Annotated in this window: 26 protein-coding genes; 10 read left to right on the top strand and 16 right to left on the bottom strand. The window is 34.6% G+C overall.

Translation table 11 applies throughout. The annotated features are described in order from the left end of the window. Positions 1 to 38 precede the first annotated feature (38 nt). The 7 genes from Q5N74_RS03315 to Q5N74_RS03285 form a co-directional block, all read right to left on the bottom strand. Positions 39 to 632, bottom strand: coding sequence for an acyloxyacyl hydrolase (locus Q5N74_RS03315; RefSeq protein WP_304387285.1), 594 nt, complete (start codon positions 630 to 632; stop codon positions 39 to 41). 69 nt (positions 633 to 701) lie between these two features. Next, positions 702 to 1,313, bottom strand: a complete 612-nt coding sequence (locus tag Q5N74_RS03310) for a DEAD/DEAH box helicase (RefSeq protein WP_304387284.1) — start codon at positions 1,311 to 1,313, stop codon at positions 702 to 704. Positions 1,314 to 1,418: 105 nt separating this feature from the next. After that, positions 1,419 to 2,438, bottom strand: coding sequence for a putative zinc-binding metallopeptidase (locus tag Q5N74_RS03305; RefSeq protein WP_304387283.1), 1,020 nt, complete (start codon positions 2,436 to 2,438; stop codon positions 1,419 to 1,421). A gap of 163 nt (positions 2,439 to 2,601) precedes the next feature. Next, positions 2,602 to 3,180, bottom strand: a complete 579-nt coding sequence (locus Q5N74_RS03300) for a YceI family protein (RefSeq protein WP_304387282.1) — start codon at positions 3,178 to 3,180, stop codon at positions 2,602 to 2,604. A gap of 23 nt (positions 3,181 to 3,203) precedes the next feature. Beyond that, the gene (locus Q5N74_RS03295; protein ID WP_304387281.1) at positions 3,204 to 3,557 is read right to left on the bottom strand and encodes a SnoaL-like domain-containing protein; all 354 of its coding nucleotides are present in this window, start codon (positions 3,555 to 3,557) and stop codon (positions 3,204 to 3,206) included. Between the two features lie 86 nt (positions 3,558 to 3,643). After that, on the bottom strand, positions 3,644 to 4,228 hold the full coding sequence (locus Q5N74_RS03290; protein WP_304387280.1) for a Crp/Fnr family transcriptional regulator: 585 nt from the start codon (positions 4,226 to 4,228) through the stop codon (positions 3,644 to 3,646). 20 nt (positions 4,229 to 4,248) lie between these two features. Beyond that, positions 4,249 to 4,695, bottom strand: coding sequence for an FKBP-type peptidyl-prolyl cis-trans isomerase (locus tag Q5N74_RS03285; RefSeq protein ID WP_304387279.1), 447 nt, complete (start codon positions 4,693 to 4,695; stop codon positions 4,249 to 4,251). A gap of 132 nt (positions 4,696 to 4,827) precedes the next feature. On the opposite strand from Q5N74_RS03285, the gene Q5N74_RS03280 reads away from it, so the two are divergent. Further along, the gene (locus tag Q5N74_RS03280) at positions 4,828 to 6,036 is read left to right on the top strand and encodes a multidrug effflux MFS transporter (RefSeq protein ID WP_304387278.1); all 1,209 of its coding nucleotides are present in this window, start codon (positions 4,828 to 4,830) and stop codon (positions 6,034 to 6,036) included. A 39-nt stretch (positions 6,037 to 6,075) separates the two neighbouring features. On the opposite strand, the gene Q5N74_RS03275 is transcribed toward Q5N74_RS03280, so the two are convergent. The 3 genes from Q5N74_RS03275 to Q5N74_RS03265 all read right to left on the bottom strand — a co-directional run bounded on the left by Q5N74_RS03275 (position 6,076) and on the right by Q5N74_RS03265 (position 9,645). After that, positions 6,076 to 6,594, bottom strand: coding sequence for a DinB family protein (locus Q5N74_RS03275; protein ID WP_304387277.1), 519 nt, complete (start codon positions 6,592 to 6,594; stop codon positions 6,076 to 6,078). Between the two features lie 11 nt (positions 6,595 to 6,605). After that, positions 6,606 to 8,378, bottom strand: coding sequence for an ABC transporter ATP-binding protein (locus Q5N74_RS03270; RefSeq protein ID WP_304387276.1), 1,773 nt, complete (start codon positions 8,376 to 8,378; stop codon positions 6,606 to 6,608). A 259-nt stretch (positions 8,379 to 8,637) separates the two neighbouring features. Then, positions 8,638 to 9,645 carry an NAD(P)-dependent alcohol dehydrogenase gene (locus Q5N74_RS03265; protein ID WP_304387275.1) on the bottom strand — a complete coding sequence of 336 codons (1,008 nt, stop codon included), beginning with the start codon at positions 9,643 to 9,645 and terminating at the stop codon, positions 8,638 to 8,640. Positions 9,646 to 9,783: 138 nt separating this feature from the next. Between Q5N74_RS03265 and Q5N74_RS03260 the strand changes: the two genes are divergently transcribed. The 3 genes from Q5N74_RS03260 to Q5N74_RS03250 all read left to right on the top strand — a co-directional run bounded on the left by Q5N74_RS03260 (position 9,784) and on the right by Q5N74_RS03250 (position 13,193). Then, the gene (locus Q5N74_RS03260) at positions 9,784 to 10,398 is read left to right on the top strand and encodes a fumarylacetoacetate hydrolase family protein (protein ID WP_304387274.1); all 615 of its coding nucleotides are present in this window, start codon (positions 9,784 to 9,786) and stop codon (positions 10,396 to 10,398) included. A 172-nt stretch (positions 10,399 to 10,570) separates the two neighbouring features. Next, positions 10,571 to 12,490 (top strand): DUF294 nucleotidyltransferase-like domain-containing protein, encoded by a 1,920-nt coding sequence (locus Q5N74_RS03255; RefSeq protein WP_304387273.1) that lies wholly within the window; start codon positions 10,571 to 10,573, stop codon positions 12,488 to 12,490. Positions 12,491 to 12,524: 34 nt separating this feature from the next. Next, complete coding sequence (locus Q5N74_RS03250) at positions 12,525 to 13,193, top strand: 3'-5' exonuclease (RefSeq protein WP_304387272.1); 669 nt, start codon at positions 12,525 to 12,527, stop codon at positions 13,191 to 13,193. Positions 13,194 to 13,234: 41 nt separating this feature from the next. Here Q5N74_RS03250 and acs read toward each other — a convergent pair whose 3' ends face one another. The 3 genes from acs to Q5N74_RS03235 all read right to left on the bottom strand — a co-directional run bounded on the left by acs (position 13,235) and on the right by Q5N74_RS03235 (position 17,199). After that, the gene (gene acs, locus Q5N74_RS03245; protein ID WP_304387271.1) at positions 13,235 to 15,142 is read right to left on the bottom strand and encodes an acetate--CoA ligase; all 1,908 of its coding nucleotides are present in this window, start codon (positions 15,140 to 15,142) and stop codon (positions 13,235 to 13,237) included. An 88-nt stretch (positions 15,143 to 15,230) separates the two neighbouring features. Then, a complete protein-coding gene (locus Q5N74_RS03240) occupies positions 15,231 to 16,955 on the bottom strand; it encodes a sodium:solute symporter family protein (protein WP_304387270.1) in 1,725 nt (574 codons plus the stop codon). Further along, complete coding sequence (locus tag Q5N74_RS03235) at positions 16,945 to 17,199, bottom strand: DUF4212 domain-containing protein (RefSeq protein ID WP_304387269.1); 255 nt, start codon at positions 17,197 to 17,199, stop codon at positions 16,945 to 16,947. Before Q5N74_RS03235 ends, Q5N74_RS03240 begins: the two co-directional genes overlap by 11 nt. A gap of 702 nt (positions 17,200 to 17,901) precedes the next feature. On the opposite strand from Q5N74_RS03235, the gene Q5N74_RS03230 reads away from it, so the two are divergent. The 4 genes from Q5N74_RS03230 (at position 17,902) to Q5N74_RS03215 (ending at position 21,180) form a co-directional block, all read left to right on the top strand. Beyond that, positions 17,902 to 18,990 (top strand): heparan-alpha-glucosaminide N-acetyltransferase domain-containing protein, encoded by a 1,089-nt coding sequence (locus Q5N74_RS03230; protein ID WP_304387268.1) that lies wholly within the window; start codon positions 17,902 to 17,904, stop codon positions 18,988 to 18,990. A gap of 3 nt (positions 18,991 to 18,993) precedes the next feature. After that, on the top strand, positions 18,994 to 19,365 hold the full coding sequence (locus Q5N74_RS03225; protein WP_304387267.1) for an RNA methyltransferase: 372 nt from the start codon (positions 18,994 to 18,996) through the stop codon (positions 19,363 to 19,365). 150 nt (positions 19,366 to 19,515) lie between these two features. Continuing rightward, positions 19,516 to 20,280, top strand: a complete 765-nt coding sequence (locus Q5N74_RS03220) for an NYN domain-containing protein (protein WP_304387266.1) — start codon at positions 19,516 to 19,518, stop codon at positions 20,278 to 20,280. Between the two features lie 231 nt (positions 20,281 to 20,511). Beyond that, the gene (locus Q5N74_RS03215; RefSeq protein ID WP_304387265.1) at positions 20,512 to 21,180 is read left to right on the top strand and encodes a hypothetical protein; all 669 of its coding nucleotides are present in this window, start codon (positions 20,512 to 20,514) and stop codon (positions 21,178 to 21,180) included. A 140-nt stretch (positions 21,181 to 21,320) separates the two neighbouring features. On the opposite strand, the gene Q5N74_RS03210 is transcribed toward Q5N74_RS03215, so the two are convergent. The 3 genes from Q5N74_RS03210 to Q5N74_RS03200 form a co-directional block, all read right to left on the bottom strand. Next, entirely contained in the window at positions 21,321 to 22,268 is a 948-nt protein-coding gene (locus Q5N74_RS03210; protein WP_304387264.1) for a phosphoribosylaminoimidazolesuccinocarboxamide synthase, read from the bottom strand. Positions 22,269 to 22,385: 117 nt separating this feature from the next. Then, positions 22,386 to 22,904 (bottom strand): hypothetical protein, encoded by a 519-nt coding sequence (locus Q5N74_RS03205; RefSeq protein WP_304387263.1) that lies wholly within the window; start codon positions 22,902 to 22,904, stop codon positions 22,386 to 22,388. A gap of 196 nt (positions 22,905 to 23,100) precedes the next feature. Continuing rightward, positions 23,101 to 24,054, bottom strand: coding sequence for a PhoH family protein (locus Q5N74_RS03200; RefSeq protein ID WP_304387262.1), 954 nt, complete (start codon positions 24,052 to 24,054; stop codon positions 23,101 to 23,103). Between the two features lie 152 nt (positions 24,055 to 24,206). Between Q5N74_RS03200 and Q5N74_RS03195 the strand changes: the two genes are divergently transcribed. Beyond that, a complete protein-coding gene (locus Q5N74_RS03195; protein ID WP_304387261.1) occupies positions 24,207 to 25,073 on the top strand; it encodes an S-adenosyl-l-methionine hydroxide adenosyltransferase family protein in 867 nt (288 codons plus the stop codon). Positions 25,074 to 25,094: 21 nt separating this feature from the next. Continuing rightward, positions 25,095 to 25,391 (top strand): putative quinol monooxygenase, encoded by a 297-nt coding sequence (locus Q5N74_RS03190; RefSeq protein WP_304387260.1) that lies wholly within the window; start codon positions 25,095 to 25,097, stop codon positions 25,389 to 25,391. The last annotated feature ends 37 nt before the right edge of the window (positions 25,392 to 25,428 follow it).

Below are 25,428 nucleotides of genomic sequence, written 5' to 3'. Positions count from 1 at the left end.
TTTTTATTAATATCTTAACCTATACTAATGGTGCGAAATTACAAGCAGTACAAGACAGAAAAAGACATGTTGGTTGTATTGTGCCCATTGTTCGGCGTTTTAAACTCAAGATTGGATGTGTGCCTTAAGGAATACCGAAAGTCTAATTGAACATCGCCAATGGCATACGAAGTTCCTACACCAAAAATATCTGAAAATGCGTAGCCTTTTGCTAACCTTTCAGTCGCTTTATCAGAAATCATAGGGCCCACACTGCCAACAGCATAAATACTTACCGGGGTACATACTGTATACCGTACTAAAAAACCTAAATTTAAAACATACTCATTTATGGTTCTTTTTTGAGTATATAAATTGCGTTTTTCCTGGTAGTCGTCGCCGTCTTCTGGTTTTATAAAGTATTCGTTTAATAATTGGTGTTCTGCAATATTATAGCTTGGCTCTATATTAATTTCATAAGCCCATTGCTTTTTATTCCCTATTAAATAGTTAAGCTGTGCTTTATAAAAGGTTACGGTATGCGTATAATCTTTTAAATTGAAAGGAAATTTACTTTGTGAACCATTACCATAGCTAAACCCTACTTTAAAACGATCGGTTTCAGTTTGAGAGTAACCAATTAAAGAACTCATTACAAACAAGATAAGCACACAGCACAAGCGATTAAATACAGCAAGCCTCACTACCATTAAGCAAGCCTATTATTTAATTTTAACTGTTTCAGCAAGGTGCATGAAGGTTTCTTGCCAACGTTCGAAACGATCATCAAACTTATCTGAAAACACAAGGTATTGGCATCTGCTTATGCTTTCTGGTGTTCTAGTAACCTCAGCAAAATTATTGTTTCTAAACAAAAATTCGGCATCTTCCACAATACACATTTGCAGCTTGTTTAAATTGATCCCGTTTAAATAAAATATTCTATTCAGTCTTTTTGGTGTTGCAATAACAATATCAGTTCCTAAATAAATTTCTTCACGTTGTAATTCAAGGTTGTGCTCGTCATACGCACAATACACACGTAAATCGGTTCCTCTTTTGTAAGTATTAAATAGATCTGCAAGTTTTAAAGATTCCTCTTTATCTTTCACAAAAATTAAAGCGCGCGGTGCATCTTCAAAGGCTTCCTTTAGTTTATTTATAACGCTTATTACAATACTGGTTGTTTTTCCTGAATTATCTGGAGCTATTACAAACATGCTTTTACCTCCCTTTATTTTAGAAAGTATTTTCGCTTGAAGCGGATTAGGCTCTACAATCTGGTTGCGTTGTAAATTATCTTTAAGAGGTTCTATTATTTTTTTAAATGACATTTATGGATTTCTTTTTTATAAAAAACAAAGGTAACCTTTTAAAAATTTAATTAGAAATAGTTATAAAAAATATAAAATTGTTTTAAAAACATGCAACAACTTAAATTACAAATTTTTATTATGCAATAAATCATGAATAAAAGTAAGTTTTTGAATCACTTTAATTGGGACAACAAATGGATAAATATCGGGTAACCCCATAGATCTGTTCAAGCTATTTGCAGTACACGTTAGGGCTACACTTGCGTCAAAAATGTCCTTAAAGTTTTCTGTAAGGTAAGGATTTGGACATCTATCAATCAATAGTTGTTTTACATATTCTTTTTCAGGGTAAAAAGACACACCAAAACTATTCGCTGTTTCTAAAGTATCCATTAAATGTAAATAATGAGCCCAAGTTTCGGCCCAATCTTCCCATGCATGCGAACTAGCATACGCGCTAATATAATTTTGATTCCAGTTGTTAGGAGCTCCATTTTTATAATGGATTTCCAAAGCATCTCCATAATCTAAACGCTCATCACCAAATAACTCCCTATAAGATTCTATATTAGAATCATCGAACAAAACCTCCCAATAATAATGCCCTATTTCATGCCTAAAATGTCCAAGAAGTGTTCGATAAACCTCATTCATTTGCTTTCGTAATTGCTCACGATGTACAGAATCTGCTTCTGAAAGTATGATAGTAACGACACCATCCGCATGCCCTGTTCGAACATCTTCACTATTGTTTTCCGATAAAAAATCGAAAGCAATACCATCAGGATGTGTCATTTTAGACTTAATGGGTAATTTCAGCTTCAAAAGCTGATAAATTAAACGATGCTTAGCCGTTTCTAATTTTATCCATTTTTCAAAATGATCTTCGTTTGACCTGTCTGGAACCACTCGATTTAAACTACAAGCTACACAAAGGTCTGAGTTTTGGTTGTTGTCAACAAACCAATTACAAACGCCCCATTCATAATTAGAACAAAACTTTGAACCTTGATCCTGGTTGTTATTTGGGATTTCAAATGTATCTAAAAAAGGATTGTATCCTATCGCAGTATTACAATATTGACAGATTGTGTTTTCAAAAAAAACAGGAGATTTACAATTTGGACATTCAAAAATTTTCATAGAAATATATGATGATAAGTTCGATACTAAAACACATTAATTTAAGAATGGTTGGTCTAAACCAAATGTAGTATTTTAATTTAAATAGTACGAAATTATTTAAACTAAAAAGAGCGTTCATTTCTGAACGCTCTCTTCTTTATAACTATTAGTCACTTTTTAATTAAAACTCTAAATCTGCTATTAAATCAAATTCATCATAAATAGCTTTGTCTTTTAAGTTTTCAAAGAAACTTGTTGAATTATATTCAACACCATATTTTGTTCTATCTACTTTTAACGATGCTGTTGCTTTGTTTCCGTAGATTGAAATAGTGAATGTTATTGGGTTTGTTTTTCCTTTAATAGTTAAATCGCCTGTAACGTTGTATGCATTCTTTCCTGAAGCTGTTACTTTTTTAAATACTAAAGTTGCTGTTGGGTGCTTTTCAACTCCAAAAAAGTCATCAGATTTTAAATGACCATCTAATTTTCCTTTGTATTCACCTTGTAAGTCTGTAGAATTAATAGTTGTCATATCAATTACAAACTCCCCACCTACTAATTTATTTTCATCAAACGTTAAAGAACCCGATTTGATGGCAATAGTACCTTCATGAGATCCTGTTACTTTATAACCTTTCCAAACGACTTTACTTTCATCTGTTTTAATCTCTTTTTTCTCACCACCAATGTTTGTGAAAGAAAATGTTGTAAATGCTACTAGAGCTACGATTGCTAAATTTTTAATTGTTTTTTTCATTTTTGTTTTTGTTTTGTTATTGTTTATGATCCGTAATAAAATTTTTCTTTAATAATTTTCCCGTCTTGCCATTCTTGAATAGCCACTTGTGTATATTTTTTACAACCTAAATCTCTGTGTGTATAGTCCAATTGCCATTCTACCATCGTGGTTTTTTCTCCAATAGCTATTTTTAACGGTTTTGCACATCTAAATTCGGTTATAGCTGCAAAAAAAGCTTCTTCATGTTTTCTATTCAGGTCTTTACCGACTGAAATAGGATGATCGTTTTTCTGAATTTCTACATCGTCATGATAATACATTTCAAAAGCTTCCAAACCTTTTCCTTGAAGGATGAGATCGTTAACTGCGCTTATATTTTCAATGAGTGTATTCATACTTATTTTGCTGATACAAATATCTGAAACATCTAACTTACAAAAAATGACATAGATTATTAAATGATGTTAAACTAGATTAACATTCACTGTTCCAGAATAAGCTGGCTTTTAATTTTACTAAGAAATTCTTTGGTGATACCTAGGTAAGATGCGATCATGTACTGCGGAATGCGCTGCTCTATAAGTGGGTATTGATCTCTAAAATGAAGGTACTGTTCTTTAGCTGAAAGACTAAAATTTCGAACAATGCGTTCTTGTGAAGACACAAAAGCTTTTTGAATAATAAGTCTGAAAAAGCGTTCTAATTTCGGAATCGCCTCATACAACTCTTCATTAGCTTCATAGGAAAACATCACTAACTCGGTATTTTCCAGACATTGCACATTAAAATAAGCTGGTGTTTGGGTTATAAAACTGCCCATATCCGAAGTCCACCAATCTTCCACTGAAAACATAAGTATATGCTCCTGCCCTTCTTTATCTACATAAAATGTTTTAGTACAACCAGACAATACAAAACCCACATTCTTACAAATATCGCCTTGTTGCACAATATATTGTCCTTTTAAATACGTTCTAATTGTTAGTTTCGATTCTAAAAAAGCAATTTCAGTAGCTGTTAAACTAACATAATTAGCAATGTATTTTAATAAGGGGGCAAAATTCATAGTTCTAAAACAATTTCTATTTAGTTTACTGAAATGAGTTCAATATCGAAAAGAAGGACTGAACCTCCTGGAATACTTCCACGATTTGAATTACCATAAGCCAAATGTGCTGGGATTAACAACATACCGCTGCCTCCTTCTTTAAAATAAGTAATCCCTTCTGTCCAGCCACTAATTACCTGTCTTAAGTTAAAAGAAATACCATCAGCATTACTTTGGTCAAAAACAGAACCATTTAAAAAATAGCCTTTATATGCCACCGTAACGTTTGAAGCGGCTGTAGGTTGCACACCAGTTCCTAGTTCGTCAATCACATAATATAAGCCACTATCACTTCTTTGAGCTACAATATTATATTCAGCAATATAATCGCTAATTTGTTGCTCATTCAAAGCAACATAATCAGGTTCTTTTTCACTACAAGAAAAAAACACGAATAAACTTAAAGAATACAGGAAGTACTTCATAATATAATTACAATTTTTAGATTAACATGAATTAACAAATATATTTTATTTAACAGAAGTACTGCCGTTTTTTAATATTATATTAACGACTAGAGCACTTTCTTATCTATTATAATAAAGTATTTTTGCACCATGCAAAAAGAACAGACCTTTAAATTTGAATTTGTTGCCTTAATGGCTTCTTTAATGTCTATTGTTGCCCTATCTATTGACGCTTTATTACCTGCCTTACCTGATATTGGAACTTCCCTAAACATTACAAACCCTAGTGATAACCAGTTACTGGTAACCATGATTTTTTTAGGTTTAGGCTTTGGTCAACTTATTTTCGGTCCGTTATCAGACAGTTTTGGAAGAAAACCGATTGTATTTATTGGTTTCCTTGTGTTTATAATAGCGAGTATTGTTTGCGTTACGACTACCAGTTTTGAAGTGATGCTTGTGGGGCGCGTTTTGCAAGGCATCGGACTTTCATCTCCTAGAAGTTTAAGTATTTCTATGGTTAGAGATTCTTATAGTGGTGATTATATGGCTAAAATAGTATCTATTGTGGTGATGTTCTTTATATTAATCCCCGTAATAGCCCCCACTTTAGGCACCTTTTTTCTTTACTTCTTTAATTGGGAAGCTATTTTTTACTTTAATTTGGTTTTTGGTGTCATCATCATGTTTTGGTTTTGGAAACGTCAACCCGAAACCCTCCCCAAAGAGAAACGTATTAAGTTCTCGACCGATTTATTTGCTAATGGTATTACGGAGTTTTTCAAGTACCCAGAAGCCATTGCCTACACTTTAATTTCTGGTTTTATAACAGGCTCTTTTATGGTGTATTTAAGCACCTCTCAACAAATATTTGAAAGTCAGTACCAGTTAGCCGAAATGTTCCCATATATCTTCGCTAGTTTAGCTATTTCAATTGGTTTAGCAACCTATTTAAATAGCACCTTGGTTGTTAAGTTTGGTATGATGCGCATTGGCTATATAGCAACAATTGCATATTGTATTATATCTATTTTATATGTAATTATATTCTGGTCTGGCAATAACCCAAGTATTTATGTTTTGGTTGGCTTTTTTGCCATGCAGTTTTTTGCAGTTGGATTTTTATTTGGAAATTTAAGAGCATTAGCCATGCAACCTTTAGGACATATTGCAGGTATTGGAGCTGCTATAAACGGGTTTATCTCCACAGTTTTAGCGGTACCCATTGCTAATTACATTGGTGGCTTTGTTGAAACCTCTGTGCTCCCGTTGTTTATAGGGTTTTCAGTTTTTGGAATCTTATCTTTATTGGTGTTTTTGTTCCTGATAAGTCAAAAACGTATGGTGAGTTTGGCTTAATATAATGGTATTAGCTTCTTATTAAAAACGAGCTACTATTTACAAATAGCGTTCTTTTATAATATTAATGTGCCATATATTATGGCCTAAAATAATGAACGCAGCTGCTCTGGCAGACATTGGGTTTCCATTTGCATTACCTACAGATAGTAAATCATCATCTGTTAAAGAGTCAAGTAAGACTATAAAACTGTGATGCACTGCTTTAAACTCTTCCACTAACGATTCTATACTTTTATTTTTTGCTTTTGAAGGCATTATATAATCATCTTGCTCATAACCTGGTAAAGCCGTTTTATCGTGTCGAGCAATACAAAAACAACGGTATTGAAAAACTCGTTCGGTATCTATAAGATGCTGAAACACTTCTTTAACGCTCCACTTTTGGCTCGCATAGGCATAGTTCAGTTTTACAATAGGCATGTTTTGAAAAAAGTCAACAATCTCCTGAGCACTTTCTTTAAACCCATCAATCAACAGCTTGTCTTTGGGTATTAATGCCAAGTAATTACTGTAAAACGTATGATATTCGGTGGGCTGTACGTCTGAAATTGTCATAATACCTGTTTTTAAATTTTCGCTTGATACGTGTATAAATCGTAATACCTACCCTCTAAAGTAATCAACTCTTGATGCGTACCACGTTCTACGATATTACCAGCTTCTATCACTAAAATTTGGTCTGCTTTTTTAATGGTACTCAAACGGTGTGCAATCACGATAGTGGTTCTGTCTTTTATTAATTCAGATAAACTTTTCTGAATTAAAGCTTCACTTTCAGTATCTAAACTGGAAGTAGCCTCATCTAAGATAATAATTTTTGGGTTAGCAAGAATAGCACGCGCAATAGCTAAACGCTGACGCTGCCCTCCTGATAATTTCACACCACGCTCACCAATTAAAGTTTCCAAACCATCATCAAAACGGTCGGTAAATTCGTTTACATAGGCTGCTTTCACCGCGTTTTGTAATTCGGCTTCCGTAGCATTTGGTCTTGGGAACATTATGTTCTCTCTAATGCTACCTTCAAATAAAAATTCATCCTGCAATACCACCCCTAAATATTGGCGATACGTACTTAATTTTACTTTCGATAAATCTTGATTATCAATGGTCACCATCCCCGACTTCGGAGTTAAAAAAGTAGCCGATAAACCAGCCATCGTCGATTTCCCAGATCCTGAGCTTCCAACCAAGGCGGTTACAGAACCTGCAGGTGCTGTAAAATTAATGTTATGCAATACTTCTTTACCTTCATCATAAGAAAACGAGACATCTTTAAACGTAATTTCACCTTTTAAGTCTTTTAGCTCAATAGTGCGTTCTTCGTTATCTTCTTCTGCCGTCATATTCATAAGCTCCTCGGTTCTATCTAAACCAGCTAATGCTTCAGTAAGTTGGCTACCTATATTACTCATTTGCACTATAGGCGCAATCATAAAACCTAGAATTAAGGTGAAGAATAAAAAATCTCCCGTAGTCATTTCCCCTTGAATCATATAATAACCACCCATTCCCATAATACCTGTAGTAGCAACCCCTATTAAAAAGGTTGAAGAACTGGTCATAAATGCCGTAGCGGTTAAACTCTTTTTTACGTTTTGGTACAGTTTATCTACCCCTTTTTCAAACACAATTTGTTCTTGTTCTTCTGCATTAAATGCTTTTATAACACGAACACCCGCTAAGGTTTCTGTTAAACGCCCCGTCACTTCAGCATTAATTTTTCCTCTGGTTCTAAAAATAGGTCGAATGTATTTAAAGGCTCTTAACGCAATATATCCGAAAATTGAAAGTGGTACGAATACAAAAAGGGTCATCCAAGGGTTTATTTTTATTAAAATAACCAGCGACACAATAGCCGTAAAACTACCACCTACCAATTGCACTAAACCGGTACCAATAAGATTTCTAACACCTTCAACATCACTCATAATTCGCGATACTAAGGCTCCCGATTTTGTATTATCGAAAAAACTAATAGGTAAAGACAAAATCTTTTTTTGAACCTGTGCACGTAATTCACTAATTAAAAACTGTGCTTGTACACTTAAAACTCGGGTTAATAAAAAGGAGGTCACCGCTTGTACTAAAATTGCAGATAGTACAATAGCAATTAAAGTATAGAGTTGCGAATAATCTTTATTGGGTATCACCTCGTCTAGCAACACCTTACTCTGCCAAGGCAAAATTAAACCTGATATACTTTTAATCACAATTAAAATCAACCCAATAAAAACCAGATTTCGCCTAGGCCAAATAATGGTTTTAAAGGCCTGCGCCATGGTTACTTTGGGTTTTGATTTATTGGTAGTTTCTGAGGATGCTTTTAAGTGTCTCATTATAAAATAGCTTGTAATAAAAATGAAATGCAAAAATAACCATTCTAGATGGTGTATTCTACGAATTAGATTAAATAAAAAAAACCACTTAAATAAAGTGGTTTTCATGTTAAAAGTTATAAAACTTTAAGAGCGTTTTGCCTTTTTAGCAATTTTTGCTGCTTTCTTTTCTTTTGCTGTTAAAAGGGGCTCCTTTTTAACGGTTTTCTTAGCGTCTTGTGATTTTGCCATGGTAATTAATTTTTTAATTAAACAATTTTTATGCTTTTAGTACAATTCTAAATCGGGCTTTGCCATCTTCCAAATGTTGTATGGCTTTATTAACGTCCTCCAATTTAAATTCTTCAACCGTTGGATAAATAGAATGTCTAACACAAAATTCCAACATTTTTTTGGTTAATGCAATACTTCCTATCGGACTCCCTCCTACCGATTTTTCACCCATAATTAAGCTAAACGCAGGAATAGCCATAGGTTCTAAAACCGCACCAACAGTGTGTAGCTTTCCTTGTGGTGCTAATGTAGTTAAAAAGGAATTCCAATCGAGTGTTACATTGGTAGTATTTAAAATAAAATCTAAAGTACCCGCAATACCCTCTAAAGCTTCTGGTTTTGTGGAATCTACCACATGGTGTGCCCCCATTTTTAAAATACCTTCCTTTTTACTAGGGTTAGAACTAAAAGCAGTCACCTCACAACCCCAAGCTCTTAAAAACTTAAGTGCCATATGTCCTAAACCACCAACACCTATCACGCCTACTTTATCGGTTGGTTTTACTCCAGATAGAACAATGGGACTGAAAACAGTAATTCCACCACAAAATAAAGGGCCCGCTTTTGCCATATCTAAACCTTTTGGTAAAGGAATTACCCACGACCAATGGCCACGTACCACATCGGCAAATCCGCCATGACGTCCCACAATAGTAGATTCTGAACTGCCACATAAATGCTGTTTTCCATCTAAACACTGGTTACAATGCATACAAGCGCCAGAACTCCAGCCCATACCCACTTTATCACCTATTTTAAGACCTTTCACGCCGTTTCCTAAGCCCATGACTTCCCCAACAATTTCATGTCCTGGTACTAAAGGGTATTGGCTCATGCCCCAATCGTTGTTAATCATACTTATATCAGAATGACAAACACCACAATATGCGACTTTAATATCTACTTCTTCATTACCTATTTCTGGCAATTCGTATTGAAATTTTTCGAGGGAAGCGCCTGCTTCTTTTACTGCGTATGCGTTAATTTTATTCATAATAATCCGTTTATTTAGTGCATTTTAAGTTACAAAAAAAACGTTAAATGGCAGCTTATAAAGAAGTTAAAATTAGTTGGATTTTAAATTGCTTATTTTATTAAATTTACCATCTAAATTTTAACTAAATCAAACATTATGAAAATTCTGGCCATCGGAAAAAACTACGTAAGTAACAAAGAAGAAATTAGTGCGAACAAAACAGGAAATCAAATTATATTTTCTAAGCCAGAATCAAGTCTAGTAAAAGACAATAAGGATGTGGTTTATCCTAGCTTTACCAATCAATTAAATTATGAGATTGAATTGGTTATCAAAATTGGTAAAAAAGGTAAAGATATTAGTCTAGAAGATGCTGCTTCTTATATTTCTGAAATTGCTGTTGGGATCGATTATACCGCTAAAGATGTTTTTAATGCTTGTAGAGAAACTAAAGGCCCTTGGGATTTAGGTAAAGGTTTTGATGGTGCTGCACCAATATCAAACTTCAAACCGGTTGCTAACTTTCCTAAATTGGACGATATTAATTTTAATTTAGTAATTAATGGTGATGAAAAACAAGTTGGAAACACCGCTTTAATGATTTACACCTTTAGTGATATTATAGCATTTACATCGCAATACATGACTCTAGAACCTGGCGATTTAATTTTTACAGGAACACCTGCTGTTGGTGCTGGTGAAATTTATAAAGGTGACCATTTACAGTGTTTTGTTGAAGGTGAATTGCTTTTAGATTTTAAAATGATTTAGTACCAAAAGATACTTTTTTATTATATGCTTTATCCATTCCATGGAATTATGAAGCAAAACAACATAAATACAATCTCGCTTTTTTGTCGAGGTTGTATTTTTTTTTATCATAAAAACAAGCACTTTCAACAATAAGCTTACCATTCTAAAAAAAGAATTATAAATTTACTGAATGAAAAATTCTATTGCAGAACGTGTTTACGATTTTTTAAAAAACTACCCACCTTTTAATATTCTGAAAGATGACGATTTGTTGAAAATATCGAAACAAGTTTCCATTATTTATTTAGAAAAAGGCGATACGTTATTTAAAAAAGGCGATGCTTTTAACGAGCACTTTTACATGGTTCGTAATGGGGCTATCACCTCATTTCACACCAATGCGACCAACGCTCAGGAAATTGTGAATATTAGTGATGCTGGTGATATTTTTGGGGTTCGCCCGCTTATTGCTAAAGAGAATTACAAACTTACAGCTATAGCCAACGAAGAATCTATCGTGTATGCCATTCCTATAGACACCTTCCAAGCGGTTACTAATAACAACGCCAGTGTTTATAAATTCTTAATTACAGCTTTCGCAACCAACGCATACGATCCTTATACGGCCGAAGAAACAGGTAAAATATTTTCTGATTATTTACCTAGTACTTCGCAAGATGTGCTGAGTTTTCAAACCGCTAATTATACTAAAAACCCCATTACATGCGATTTTAAATCCTCGTTAAAAGATGCTGCCATCACTATGAGCGCCCATAAAATTGGCTGTATAATTGTGGTTGATGAGGATTCAAAACCTGTTGGTATTATTACCAATAGTGATATAAAAAACAAGATAGCAACTGGCTTATTTCCTATTGAGACTTCGGTGACCAATATCATGAGTTCGCCTGTTATCACCAATAAAAAGGATTTAACAGTTGCCGATGGTCAATTACAAATGATAAAACATACCATTGGGCATTTGTGTATTACCAAAGATGGTACTGTAAATTCTAAACTTATTGGCGTACTAACCCAACACGATGTTTTGGTAACTTTGGGTAACAACCCATCTGTTATTTTAAAAGAAATAAAACGTGCCAAACGCACTAAAAAATTACGAACAGCCCGTCTTAAAGCCAATACCTTACTAAAAAGTTATTTAGAACAAAATATTCCTATTTCGCACATCGTAAAAATTATTTCTCAAATTAATGATGCGATTAACATTCGTGCCATTGAATTGGCCATTAAAAAAATGCCTACACCACCTCCAGTCCCTTTTTCATGGATGGCCATTGGGAGTCAAGGTAGAAAAGAACAATTACTTTTCACAGACCAAGATAATGCCATTGTGTTTCAAGATGTTGAAGCTGATAAATACGAAGAAACGCAAGCCTATTTTCTAGAAGTAGCTAAACTGGTTACGAAATCTTTAAACAAAATAGGCTTTGAATATTGCGAAGCCAATATGATGGCGAGTAATGTGGAATGGTGCAAATCTATTACCAATTGGAAATTGCAGTTTGAAAATTGGATTTTAAACCCCGATGAAAAGGCCATTTTACTATCGTCTATCTTTTTTGATTACAACAGCGTTTATGGCGATAATAATTTGGTAGATGAATTATCTAACTCTATTTATTCAAGTTTAAGCAAGACTTCTTTATTCTTTAAGTTTTTAGGAAGGGATGCGCTTAAAAACCCACCTGCTTTTGGTTTCTTTAAACAGTTTTTAGTTGAAGAAAGCGGCGACCAAAAAGACCTTTTCAATATAAAAAGCAGAGCCTTAATGCCCTTAATTGATGCTGCCAGGTTACTTATTTTAAGCAGCAATATAAAAGGTATAAACAATACTGCAGAACGCTTCGAGAAGTTAGCCGAAATGGAACCCAATAACAAAGAATTGTATCAATCCTGTTCTTACGCATTTAAAGCCTTATCTAAGTTTAAAACAAAACAAGGCTTGTTGCATAACAACTCAGGAAAGTTTATTGAATTGGAAACGCTCACCAAAGAAGAAAAACTAAAATTAAAACGCTGCTTTAAGCCCATTCAAGAGATTCAAGAAACCTTAAAAATGCGATTCGATTTAAAGAATTTCATGTAAACGGTAACCAACTTAAAACTAAACATATAAGCACATGAATTTTAATTGGTTATTTAAGAAAAAACAAAGCTTTCCCGATTTTTGGAACGTCTACCTCGAGACTTTTAGTAAAAAGAAAAACAAAGGTGACACCATTCCAAATACCCGTTTTATAGCCTTTGATACGGAAACTACAGGCTTCGATAAAAAAGAAGACCGCGTATTATCTATAGGCGCTGTATCTTTTGTTGGAAAAACCATTCAGGTAAATAATAGTTTAGAACTGTATTTAGAACAAGATGTTTTCAAACCCGAAACAGTTAAAATACATGGCCTAATGAAAACAGGTTCCAGAGAAAAAGTATCGGAATTAGAAGCTATAAAAACCTTTTTAGCTTATATAAAAAACGATGTTTTAATTGCGCACCATGCTAATTTTGACCGTAACATGATGAACGAAATGCTTTCAAGACATGGTTTAGGCAAATTAAAAAACAAGTTTATTGATACGGGCGTTTTATATAAAAAATCCATCCACATTATTTACAGGGAAAAAGAAAAAATGTATTCCTTAGATGATTTGTGTAAAGAACTAAACGTCCCTATGGTAGATAGGCACACCGCTACGGGTGATGCTTTAATTACGGCTTTAGTATTTCTAAAGATAGTTTCGCGCTTAGACAAACGCAAACATTTAAATTGGGGGTATTTGTTAGAAAGATAATTGACAATTATCAATTGATAATTGTCAATTATTTATTTCTTTTAAAGAGCTTCATCCATAATATCCTGAACCACTTCTGGGTTTAACAGGGTGCTGGTATCGCCTAAGTTTGAGGTGTCTTTACTCGCTATTTTACGTAAAATACGACGCATAATTTTTCCTGATCGTGTTTTAGGTAATCCGTTGGTAAATTGAATTTTATCAAGTTTTGCAATAGGTCCGATTCGATCTGAAATAAGTTGATTAATTTCTTTTCGTAAATTATCATGGTTTCGAGATTCGCCGGTATCTTTAAGCGTTACATAACCATACAAAGCACTTCCTTTAATATCGTGTGGAAACCCTACAATGGCCGATTCTGCCACAGCTGGATGCTCGTTAATAGCATCTTCAATAGGTGCTGTTCCTAAGTTATGTCCTGAAACAATAATAACATCATCTACCCTACCTGTAATACGGTAATAACCTACTTCATCACGTAAGGCACCATCTCCCGTAAAATATTTGTTTTCATATGTTGAAAAATAAGTTTCTCTATAGCGCTCATGATTTCCCCAAATGGTACGCGCAATCGACGGCCATGGGAATTTGATACACAAACGGCCTTCAATTTGATTGCCTTTAAGTTCATTCCCAGCCTCATCCATTAATGCGGGTTGAATACCTATAAAAGGTAAAGTCGCATAGGTTGGTTTGGTTGGCGTTACATAGGGAATTGGTGTAATCATGATACCACCCGTTTCTGTTTGCCACCACGAATCTATAATCGGGCTTTTATTTTTCCCAACCACATCATTGTACCAGTGCCAAGCTTCTTCGTTGATAGGTTCGCCAACACTTCCTAATACTTTTAAGGATGATAAATCGTATTTCTCTACCAATTCCACACCTTGTTTTGCCAAGGCACGAATCGCCGTTGGAGCGGTATAAAACTGAGTTACATTATGTTTATCGACTATTTGCCAAAAGCGTCCGAAATCCGGATAACTAGGTACGCCTTCAAACATAACACTTGTAGCTCCGTTTGCTAAAGGGCCGTAAACAATGTAACTGTGCCCGGTAATCCAACCAATATCGGCGGTACACCAGTACACATCATTTTCACGGTACTGAAACGCGTTTTTAAACGTATACGCGGTGTACACCATATACCCTGCGGTAGTATGCACCATCCCTTTTGGTTTTCCTGTAGAACCAGATGTATATAGAATAAACAACGGATCTTCCGCATCCATAATTTCTGCTTTACACTCTGTTGAAGCGGCATCTAACAGAGGTTGCAACCACAAATCGCGACCTTCTTTCATGTGCACTTCAGAATTGGTGCGTTTTGCAACCAATACCGTTTTTACACCTGGACATTCTTCCAAGGCTTCATCTACAATACCTTTTAAATCTATGGATTTCGCACCACGGTAAGACCCATCGGCCGTAATAACCATTTTACAATCGCTATCATTAATTCGTGTGGCGACTGCTGTTGAAGAAAACCCAGCAAATACCACCGAATGAATAGCACCAATGCGTGCACAAGCCAATAAGGAAATAGCCAATTCCGGAATCATGGGTACATAAATACACACACGATCTCCTTTTTGAATACCATGTGCTTTCAGTACGTTCGCAAACTGGTTTACCCGTTTATGTAACTGACTGTATGTAATATGCTCTGAAGGTTCATCAGGATTGTTAGGTTCAAACAAAATAGCGGTTTTATCACCACGTGTTGCTAAATGCCTGTCAATACAGTTTTCAGTAATATTAAGTTTTGCACCTTCAAACCACTTGACTTCAGGTTTGGTAAAATCCCAACTTAATACATTATCCCATTTTTTACGCCATACGAAATGCTCTTCGGCAACTTCTTCCCAAAAATTCTCAGGCTCTCTAATAGATTTTCTATAAACTTGATAGTATTCTTCTAAATGTTTTATGTGGTAATTACTCATTTTTTTTACTGTTGATTTGTTAAATCGTTGATTTATTAATTGATGAATTTACATTATTAATTGTTAATTCTCCATTGTCAATTGACAATTAATGTCCCGTAGCTTCTCCCGCACCACTTGGAATACGAATATTTTCAACAATATCTTGTACTTCTTGAGGCGGTTCTGGTGTAAACTTCATGATTACAATCGATACTATAAAGTTAATAATCATGGCCACAGTACCAAAACCTTCTGGTGAGATTCCAAACCACCAATCATCTTTTCCGCCGCCACCAAACCAGTCGAATTTAAATTTAAGCATATAAAATAACATGGAAAGGATACCGACAATCATACCAGCAATAGCACCTTCTTTGTTCATTTTCTTATAGAAAATTCCTAAAATAATGGCAGGGAAAAAGGACGCTGCAGCCAGACCAAAGGCCAAAGCAACGGTTGCGGCAACAAACCCTGGTGGATTAATACCAAACCAACCAGCAACACAAACTGCTACAGTAGCCGCTAAACGTGCTGCAATTAATTCTCCTTTTTCTGAAATATTTGGGTTAATCATTTTCTTGATTAAATCATGAGAAACAGACGATGAAATTACCAATAACAAGCCAGCTGCTGTAGATAAAGCGGCTGCCAATGCACCTGCTGCTACTAAAGCGATTACCCAGTCTGGTAATTGTGCAATTTCCGGATTGGCAAGTACCATAATATCATTATCTACCACCAATTCATTTTTGATAGGATCGGCTAAGTATTGTATGATTCCGTCGTTATTCTTATCATCAAAAACAATTAAACCCGTGGTTTCCCATTTTTGAAACCATTCTGGCATACTCGCATAAGGTTGGTTTGAAACTGTTTCGATTAAATTCGTTCTTGCAAAAACAGATACTGCAGGTGCCGCTGTATATAAAAGTGCAATTAACAATAAAGCTAAACCTGCTGATTTACGCGCATCTTTCACTCGTTTCACGGTAAAAAAGCGTACAATAACGTGTGGTAAACCTGCGGTACCAACCATTAAGGCTAAAGTGATGGCGAATACATCAATCATTGATTTGGAGCCTTCCGTATATTCAGCAAACCCTAAATCAGCACTTAAACCATCTAATTTATCAAGTAAATACGTTCCAGATCCATCAGCCAACGTACTACCAAAACCTAATTGCGGTATCGGGTTCCCCGTCATTTGAATAGATATAAAAATAGCAGGCACCATAAAAGCGAAAATAAGTACGCAATACTGTGCTACCTGAGTATATGTGATCCCTTTCATACCACCAAGAACGGCATAAAATAAAACGATAATCATTCCAATAATAACCCCCGTGTTGATATCCACTTCTAAAAAACGAGAAAACACCAAACCTACGCCACGCATTTGACCTGCTACATAGGTAAACGATACAATAAGTGCGCAAAACACCCCTACAAAACGTGCTGTATTGGAGTAATAGCGATCCCCAATAAAATCGGGCACTGTAAATTTTCCGAACTTACGCAAATAAGGCGCAAGTAGTAATGCTAAAAGCACATAACCACCGGTCCATCCCATTAAATACACCGCCCCATCATAACCTGCAAAGGAAATAATTCCTGCCATGGATATAAAAGACGCTGCACTCATCCAATCTGCTGCAGTAGCCATACCATTTGCTAATGGCGATACACCACCACCAGCTACATAAAACTCTTTGGTTGAGCCTGCACGCGACCAAATCGCAATACCTATATAAAGTGTGAACGTAATACCTACTATAATATAAGTCCAAGTTTGAACGCCTAAACCTGCTGCTAAAAATAAACTATTCATCATAACCATATTTTTTATCAAGTTTATTCATAAGGCGAACATATACAAATATGAGAACAACAAACACATAAATAGAGCCCTGTTGTGCAAACCAAAAACCTAATTTAAAGCCTCCCATTCTTATAGTATTTAATGTATCTTTAAGTAAGATTCCGGCACCGAAGGATACTACAAACCAAATGGTTAATAGTATAAAAAGGTACCTAATGTTTTCCTTCCAATAGGCTTTTGCTTTGCTTTTTGACATGTTTTAATTTTATTATGTTGGTTAATATTTAATTTTTTATGCTTGTTTCGGTTGTTACTTAGGTGTTTTAAAAAAAACCTATCGTGAGTATCAAATAACTCGTTTTAAAAAAGTTAATCCATCCTGTACCATACTGCTTTTGTCTTTTTTTATGAAAAAACAACTTCTTTTTAAACCATTGTTGTATAAATGTATCTTTCAAAGAAAGGATTTATTTTTTCAGAATTATTCAGCCATTTCATTAAAAAAATTACTGAATATTTAATTTTTAACACAAAATATAAACAAGACATGACCGCTAATATAATATTTACTCTGTAAAACCTACAATAACCCGATGCTCATTTTCTAATATTTTCCCTATTCCTAACTAACATTAACAATCTTTTTTTTTTCAATCCAATTCAAGCTTCCTTTCTAAATATTTCAAAAAACCATGAAACACCGCTGCTATTTGGGTAAAACCAACGTATAACACAGCATTTACAAGTAACTATTTTAGGACTTTCAACTCGGTTTAACCTTCTTTATTTGAAAAACATAAGCTTCTTTTTTACTGAGTTTAGCACCTATTATATCAGATTCTCAAAGCATTGCGCAATACCCTGAAAATATCTTGGCATAATTAGATAAATATTAACGAAGCTTTACCCAGTTTTAATTTTTAGAAGTATATTTACCCTAATCAAACTAAATTTAGGATTGCAAACTAATCGCTTATATTTTATTGATGCTGTTCGAGCATTTGCCATTTTAATGATGCTACAGGGGCATTTTATTGATACCCTATTAGACCCGCTTTATAGAAACCCTATTTACCCTGCATACAATTTATGGTCGTATTTTAGAGGAATCACTGCTCCTACTTTTTTCACCATCTCCGGACTCGTTTTTACCTATTTACTATTACGTGCCAATGCCAAAGGCGACGATAAAAAACGTATGAAGAAGGGTATATTTAGAGGTTTGCTACTTCTAGGTATAGGCTATAGTTTACGTGTTAATTTTGTTAGTTGGTTTACGGGGTATTTTAGTCCGTATTTTTTAGTTATAGACGTGCTGCAATGCATTGGTTTGTCGCTTATACTCCTCGTTATACTGTATTCTATATTTAAAAACCATAGTTACCTCTTTTCCATTGTGCTATTTTGTATTGGTTGTGCCATTTTTATATCAGAACCCTTATACCGAAAACTGGTTATAGACGATGTGCCACTAATTTTCGCGAATTATATGACCAAAGTGAATGGTTCTGTTTTTACGATTATGCCTTGGTTTGGATATTCTGCATTTGGAGCCTTTATTTCCACCGTGTTTTTTAGGCATGCACACCGCAATCTTTTCAAACAATTCACCATTGTGACGTTCTTTTCAGTAGGTGTATTGCTTATTTATTATTCTACTGAAACTCTTTTTTATCTACACAGAATCACCGGCTACGAGCTTTTAGAGCGCTGTGCCAATTACAATTACTTGTTTATTAGAATGGGTAATGTTTTCATCCTTTTTGGCTTGTTTTACACCTTCGAACGCTATTTAAAACAGTCTATCATTTCAAGAATAGGAGAAAAAACGCTGTCTATGTATGTGATACACTTCATATTACTTTACGGAAGTTTTACAGGCTATGGCTTAAAAAAATTCTTCAACCAATCTTTAAACCCTTGGGAAGCTATTTTTGGAGCTACCATGTTTGTTGTTGCGGTATGCTTGATCTCATTTTATTACGCTCAAACCAACCATTTTATGTATAATTTAGCTCGAAAATGTATTCGATACTTTAAAAGATAAAAGATGGCTTACGATGCCTTTTTAGCCGATAGAATCCGTCAATTACTCCAAGAAAGCCATATCTTTTTTGAAGAGTTAAGCATGATGGGTGGCCTCTGTTTTAAGGTTGATAATAAAATGCTTTGCGGCATTCATTTCGATAAAAAATTTGGAGACAACTTACTCATGGCACGTATTGGTGAAACCGTTTACGAAGCCGAACTTGAAAAACCTGCCTGTCTCCCTATGGATTTTACAGGACGCCCCATGCGTGGTTATATATTTGTAACACCCGATGGTTTTGATACCGATACCGATTTATGGTATTGGCTCCAATTATGTTTAGCCTTTAACCCCTTGGCCAAAGCCAGCAAACCCAAAAATAAAAAGAAATAGCACTCTGTTATTTTACAGATGGCATGCCGTATCTGTAAGTAATTCGTTCGTTTTTTTAAATATTATATCCTAACTTCGTGATTCTGTGAGTTCGCATCGCGTTAAGAGATTTTAAGGCATGCATCACGAATTACAACATTAAAAAATTACATGGATACAAATATAAATATTGCAGTACTTATTGATGGCGATAACATCCCATCGGCACACGTTAAAGAAATGATGGAAGAGATTGCCAAATACGGGAATCCCAGCATTAAACGTATTTATGGTGATTGGACCAAGCCACACCTTTCTAAATGGAAAAACCTATTACTTGAAAACGCCATTACGCCTATACAGCAATATGGTTATACTACCGGAAAAAACTCAACCGATTCCGCGATGATTATCGATGCCATGGATATTCTATATTCTGGTAAAGTGCACGGTTTTTGTTTGGTATCGAGTGATAGCGATTTTACACGATTGGCAACACGTTTGCGTGAAGCTGGCATGCAAGTAATTGGTATTGGCGAACGGAAAACCCCCAACCCATTTATTGTGGCCTGCGATAAATTCATTTACATTGAAATTATTAAAAATAAAGCCGCTCGTGAAGATAAAGATGTGGACGATGCTAAAGAAGACAGCGTAGATAAAATAACACCAAAAGATGTGGAATTAATTAAAACCACGATTGCCGATGTTTCCGATGATGATGGATGGGCATTTCTTGGCGATGTTGGTAGTTTGTTACAAAAAAAGCAACCCAATTTCGATTCTAGAAACTTTGGTTTTGATAAGCTAACGCCTTTAATAAAATCGATTGATATTTTTGAATTAGAGCAACGCGAAAACCCAAAAAGCCGTCATAAATTAATTTTTGTACGCATAAAAGCAAAGCAAGTTATTGTTAAGAAACGAAGACGCTAAAACGTCCTATTTTGGCTATCTAGATTTTATCTAGAGGCTTTATACTATATTAAATCACTAAGGTGTTATTCTGAAATGTATTCGGAATGACGCCTTTTTTGTTGAAAACTTTGTTTGTAAACCTATTATTACATATTAATTTTCTGGTATTAAAAAACTAACTTCGTTTATCGTAGATTATAAATCATTGAAACGGATTGAAATTCTATACACTACCTTTAATCTCAGACCTTGGAAAAAAAAGAAGAAATTACAAATGCGATTAAATTAATTCCATCAGGAGCAGTATTTGTAACATTATGTAGTTCAATCAATTTGATTATCTACTATGGGATGTTCAATATTAGAATAATAGATTATTTAACGATTAAAGAATACGCTTCATTATTTATGGAGCATATTTTAGTATATTTAATAATTATACTTGGTGGTTATATTTGTCATCTTATTTTCAACAAATGGCTCAGTTTTCTTAATAAATGGTCTGTGATTTTTGGAATACTATGTGGTATAATAGCTAACTTAGTAATTTTCTTCATCTCAAATAATATTTATGAAAAAATTAATGACATATCTTATGTTTTTTACTTGATTATTTTTCTAACATTTTACCTTAAACAATTGAAAACAAAGGACTTGAACCCACTCATATACTTAATGATTATTGCTTTATTATTTTCAATATTTAGCGGGTTTTCTAAAGGGTATAGAGTAAAGGAAAAAGGTAATGATCTTGAGTATAACTTTAAGTTTAAAGACAATGCGATTAGAACTTCTAAAAAAAAATTATATTTAGGCAAAACCGAAAAACACATTTTTTTATATGAAATCAACAGCAAGACTGCTAGAATAGTAGACAATCAAAATCTATTAGAAACACTGATTATTAGAAAAAACTAAAGGTGACATTATATAAAAACAATGCATAAGTTTATTCCTGAATCAAAAGGTTAGTACTCATAAACGAATCTCCTAAAACACCCCACAAAAAAAAGACCTCACATCCGTAAGGTCCTTTTTTTTTTATATAATAGTGTTTACTATTTCTTCAAATATTCCAACACATTGGTTTCAATACGTTTTTGTATATCGCTTACATCGCCTTTTACAAACGTTTCGCCAGTAATGTTTTCGTAAAGCTCTATATAACGGGCGCTAACGGTCTCAATATACTCATCGCTCATAACCGGTACGGTTTGCCCTTCTAAGCCTTGAAAGTTGTTTGCAATAAGCCATTGGCGTACAAACTCTTTACTTAGTTGCTTTTGTGCTTCCCCTTTTGCTTGGCGTTCTTCATAACCTTCGGTATAAAAATAACGAGACGAGTCTGGTGTGTGTATTTCATCAATCAACACAATTTGTCCGTCTTTAGTTTTTCCAAATTCATATTTGGTATCCACTAAAATTAAACCACGGCTTGCTGCTATTTCGGTACCTCTTTGAAATAATTTACGGGTATAATCTTCCAACACCACATAATCTGCTTCACTTACAATACCACGTTTTAAAATGTCTTCACGCGAAATATCTTCATCGTGGTCGCCCATTTCTGCTTTGGTTGCTGGCGTTAAAATAGGCGTTGGAAATTGATCGTTTTCCTTCATCCCTTCTGGCATAGCCACACCACAAAGTATACGCTTCCCTGCTTTATACTCGCGTGCTGCATGCCCACTCATATACCCACGTATTACCATTTCTACTTTAAAAGGCTCACATAAATGCCCTACAGCCACATTAGGGTCTGGAGTTGCTGTTAACCAATTAGGCACAATATCTTGAGTAGCCGCCATCATTTTGGTTGCTATTTGGTTTAATATTTGCCCTTTGTATGGAATCCCTTTTGGCATCACTACATCGAAAGCCGATAAGCGATCGGTAGCAATCATAACCAATGCTTCGTCGTTAATATTATAAACTTCTCTAACTTTTCCGTGGTAAACAGATTTTTGCTCTGGAAAATTGAAATTGGTACTCGTTATTGTATTCATTAAAAGTAGCGTGTTGTTTGTTGTGCAAATGTAATTTGTTTAGGCTTGCCAAACAATAAGTAAATAAAAAAAGGAGCAACTTGCCCCTTCTTTTTACCCTTATAAACTTACTATAATTTATTTAAACCTGATATTATAAGTAACACCAATACCTACGTTTTGTAAATCGAGATCGTTTTCTGCAAATGTGTTTTGGTAGAAACCATAAATATTCCAATCGCGGTTGTGGTACCCAACTTGTGGGTTTACGTATAAACCACCGTCGTTATTATCTATATTAGATAAAAACCCATACCCAACATCAGTTCCTAAAAACAGACCGCTAGGTGTAAAATAATAACGTGCAAAACCGGCTACTGGAATCACGCCAAAATCTTCTAAACCATCTTTTGCAAAATAATGGCTATAACCAGAAGCCACACCAATAGCGAAATTAGGGTTGAATAAATATTGCCCTCTCAAATCGACTCCTAAGTTAAATGACGAAACGTCGCTGGCATCTCCCACAGGCACACCGGCTGTTAAACCTGCTTTTAACCATGAGTTATTGGGCGTGATATCAATTTCTGTTTGTTGTGCAAAAATGGATGCTGTTGCTATAATTCCGATTCCGATAGATAAAATTAATTTTTTCATAATGTTCTTTTTTTATATTTATACTGCAAATCTCGGGAACAACAGCAGTAAAGTATTTACATGATTTTCATCAAGTTTTACAGAATTAAAAGAACAAAACAGCTAACCTATTGACAGTCTGACTGAAACGCAAAAAACACAAATAAAAAAGCCAGCTACATGGGTAACTGGCTTAATATATAGGGTCTGTTTTTAATTAATCGACGTGCTCGATGCTTTTATAAGCCTCAATTACCTTTTTAACTAAACGGTGACGAATCACATCTTTATCATCTAAAAATATCATGCCAACACCTTCTACATTCTTTAATATAAGTAAGGCTTCTTTTAAACCAGAAATGGTACGACGTGGTAAATCTATTTGCCCCGGATCGCCGGTTAATAAAAATTTGGCGTTTTTCCCCATACGGGTTAAAAACATTTTCATTTGGTTATGCGTTGTATTTTGACCTTCATCTAAAATAACAAAGGCATTATCGAGCGTACGCCCACGCATAAAGGCCAAAGGCGCTATTTGTATGGTGCCGTTTTCAATATACAATGCTAGTTTTTCGGCAGGTATCATATCACGCAACGCATCGTACAAAGGTTGCATGTAGGGATCTAGTTTTTCTTTTAAATCGCCTGGTAAAAACCCCAGGTTCTCCCCTGCTTCCACGGCTGGACGGGTTAAAATAATACGTTTTACCTCTTTATTTTTTAGTGCTTGCACCGCTAGTGCCACACCTGTATAGGTTTTACCGGTTCCTGCAGGTCCAATAGCGAAAACCATATCGTTATTACGCATGCTTTCTACCAATTTACGTTGGTTCGCTGTTTGCGCTTTAATAAGTTTGCCACCAACACCGTGTACCAAAACGTCGCCACTATAGGCCGATGTAGAATAATCGTCGCTACTTTGGCTTGTTAAAACAAGTTCTATAACGTTTTCATCTAGTTTATTGTATTTTACAAAGTGGGCTAAAAGCATTTTCATGCGTCGGTCGAATTCTTCTAGTAATTCGTCTTCGCCTAGAGCTTTAATTTTATTTCCGCGTGCTACAATTTTTAGCTTAGGGAAATATTTTTTTAAAAGTTCAATATGGGCGTTTTGTGCTCCAAAAAAGTCTTTCGGAGAGATTTCTTCAAGTTCAATTATTATTTCGTTCAAAGGCGTAGAATTTGTTTATAATTTCTCTAAGATTAATGCTGATATTGTTTATTCAGATGAAATGATTTATTAGTTTTGTTACATCTCAGCTGAAACTCAAATGTAAACAAATTTGAGTGTACTAACATTAAAAACATATCAACAATTTGCCAATGGCGATCATAACATTAACAACTGATTTTGGAGAAAAAGACCACTTTGCTGGTGCGACAAAGGGCGCAATTTACAGTGAATTGCCCGATGTTAGGATTGTTGATATCTCGCATTCTGTATCGCCTTTTAATATTTTAGAAGCTGGTTATATTATTCATAACGCCTATAAAAGTTTTCCAAAAGGCACCATACATATTATAGGTATCGATTCTGAAATTAATCAGGAAAACAAACACATGGCCATAAAACTAGACGACCACTATTTTATTTGTGCCAATAACGGAATTATGGGTATGATTTGCTCTGAAATTACCCCCGAAAAAATTGTTGAAATTAATATACACGAAAAAATACAAACCAGTTTCCCGGTATTAGATGTTTTTGTAAAAGTAGCCTGCCATATTGCTCGTGGCGGTACGCTAGAAGTTGTGGGTAAAACCATTCCGGAAATTAAGCCTACCAAATACATTAAACCCTTTGTGAACGACGACAAAACCCAAATTATAGGGAATGTTATTTATGTTGACAATTACGGAAATGTTATTACTAATATTAAACGTTCCTTTTTTGAAGATATTCAAAAAGGAAGAACTTTTGTGGTATCGGCTAGAAACAATAAATTTAAAAAAATACACAACCGCTATAGTGATATTGTAAATTTTGATATTCCTGAGGAAAAACGCCATGATGAAGGTCGTGGTTTAGTGGTCTTTAATTCTGGTGGGTTTTTAGAAATTGCGGTTTACAAAAGCAATAGTGCCACGGTAGGAAGCGCATCTTCTTTAATGGGACTTAGTTTAATGGATTCTATTACTGTGAATTTTAGTAAAGAATCGATGCTTCCAAACAGTGTAGAGCCAGCCTAATTAATAACAAAACAAACACTTATGTTGATAAGAATTGTAAAAATGGGATTTGATGAAGCTAACATTGCTACTTTTCTTAGTAATTTTGATGCTAATAAAAGTGCTATTCGTGGCTTTGAAGGCTGTCTGTTTTTAGAATTATATAGAGACAAAACCGACACAAGTATTTTTTTTACCTATAGTTATTGGAAATCTGAAAGCGACTTAGAGCATTACAGACACTCTAATTTATTTAAAAATGTGTGGGCAAAAACCAAACCGCTTTTTAACAGAAAACCAGAGGCTTGGAGTGTAGATCGTGTTGAAACTTTAGATTAGTAAATTATAAACTAATATTAAATATATTTGCCATCAA

The sequence above is a fragment of the Mariniflexile sp. AS56 genome (assembly GCF_030552475.1).
GTDB lineage: Bacteria > Bacteroidota > Bacteroidia > Flavobacteriales > Flavobacteriaceae > Mariniflexile.
This window is presented reverse-complemented; position numbering and strand designations above follow the sequence as displayed.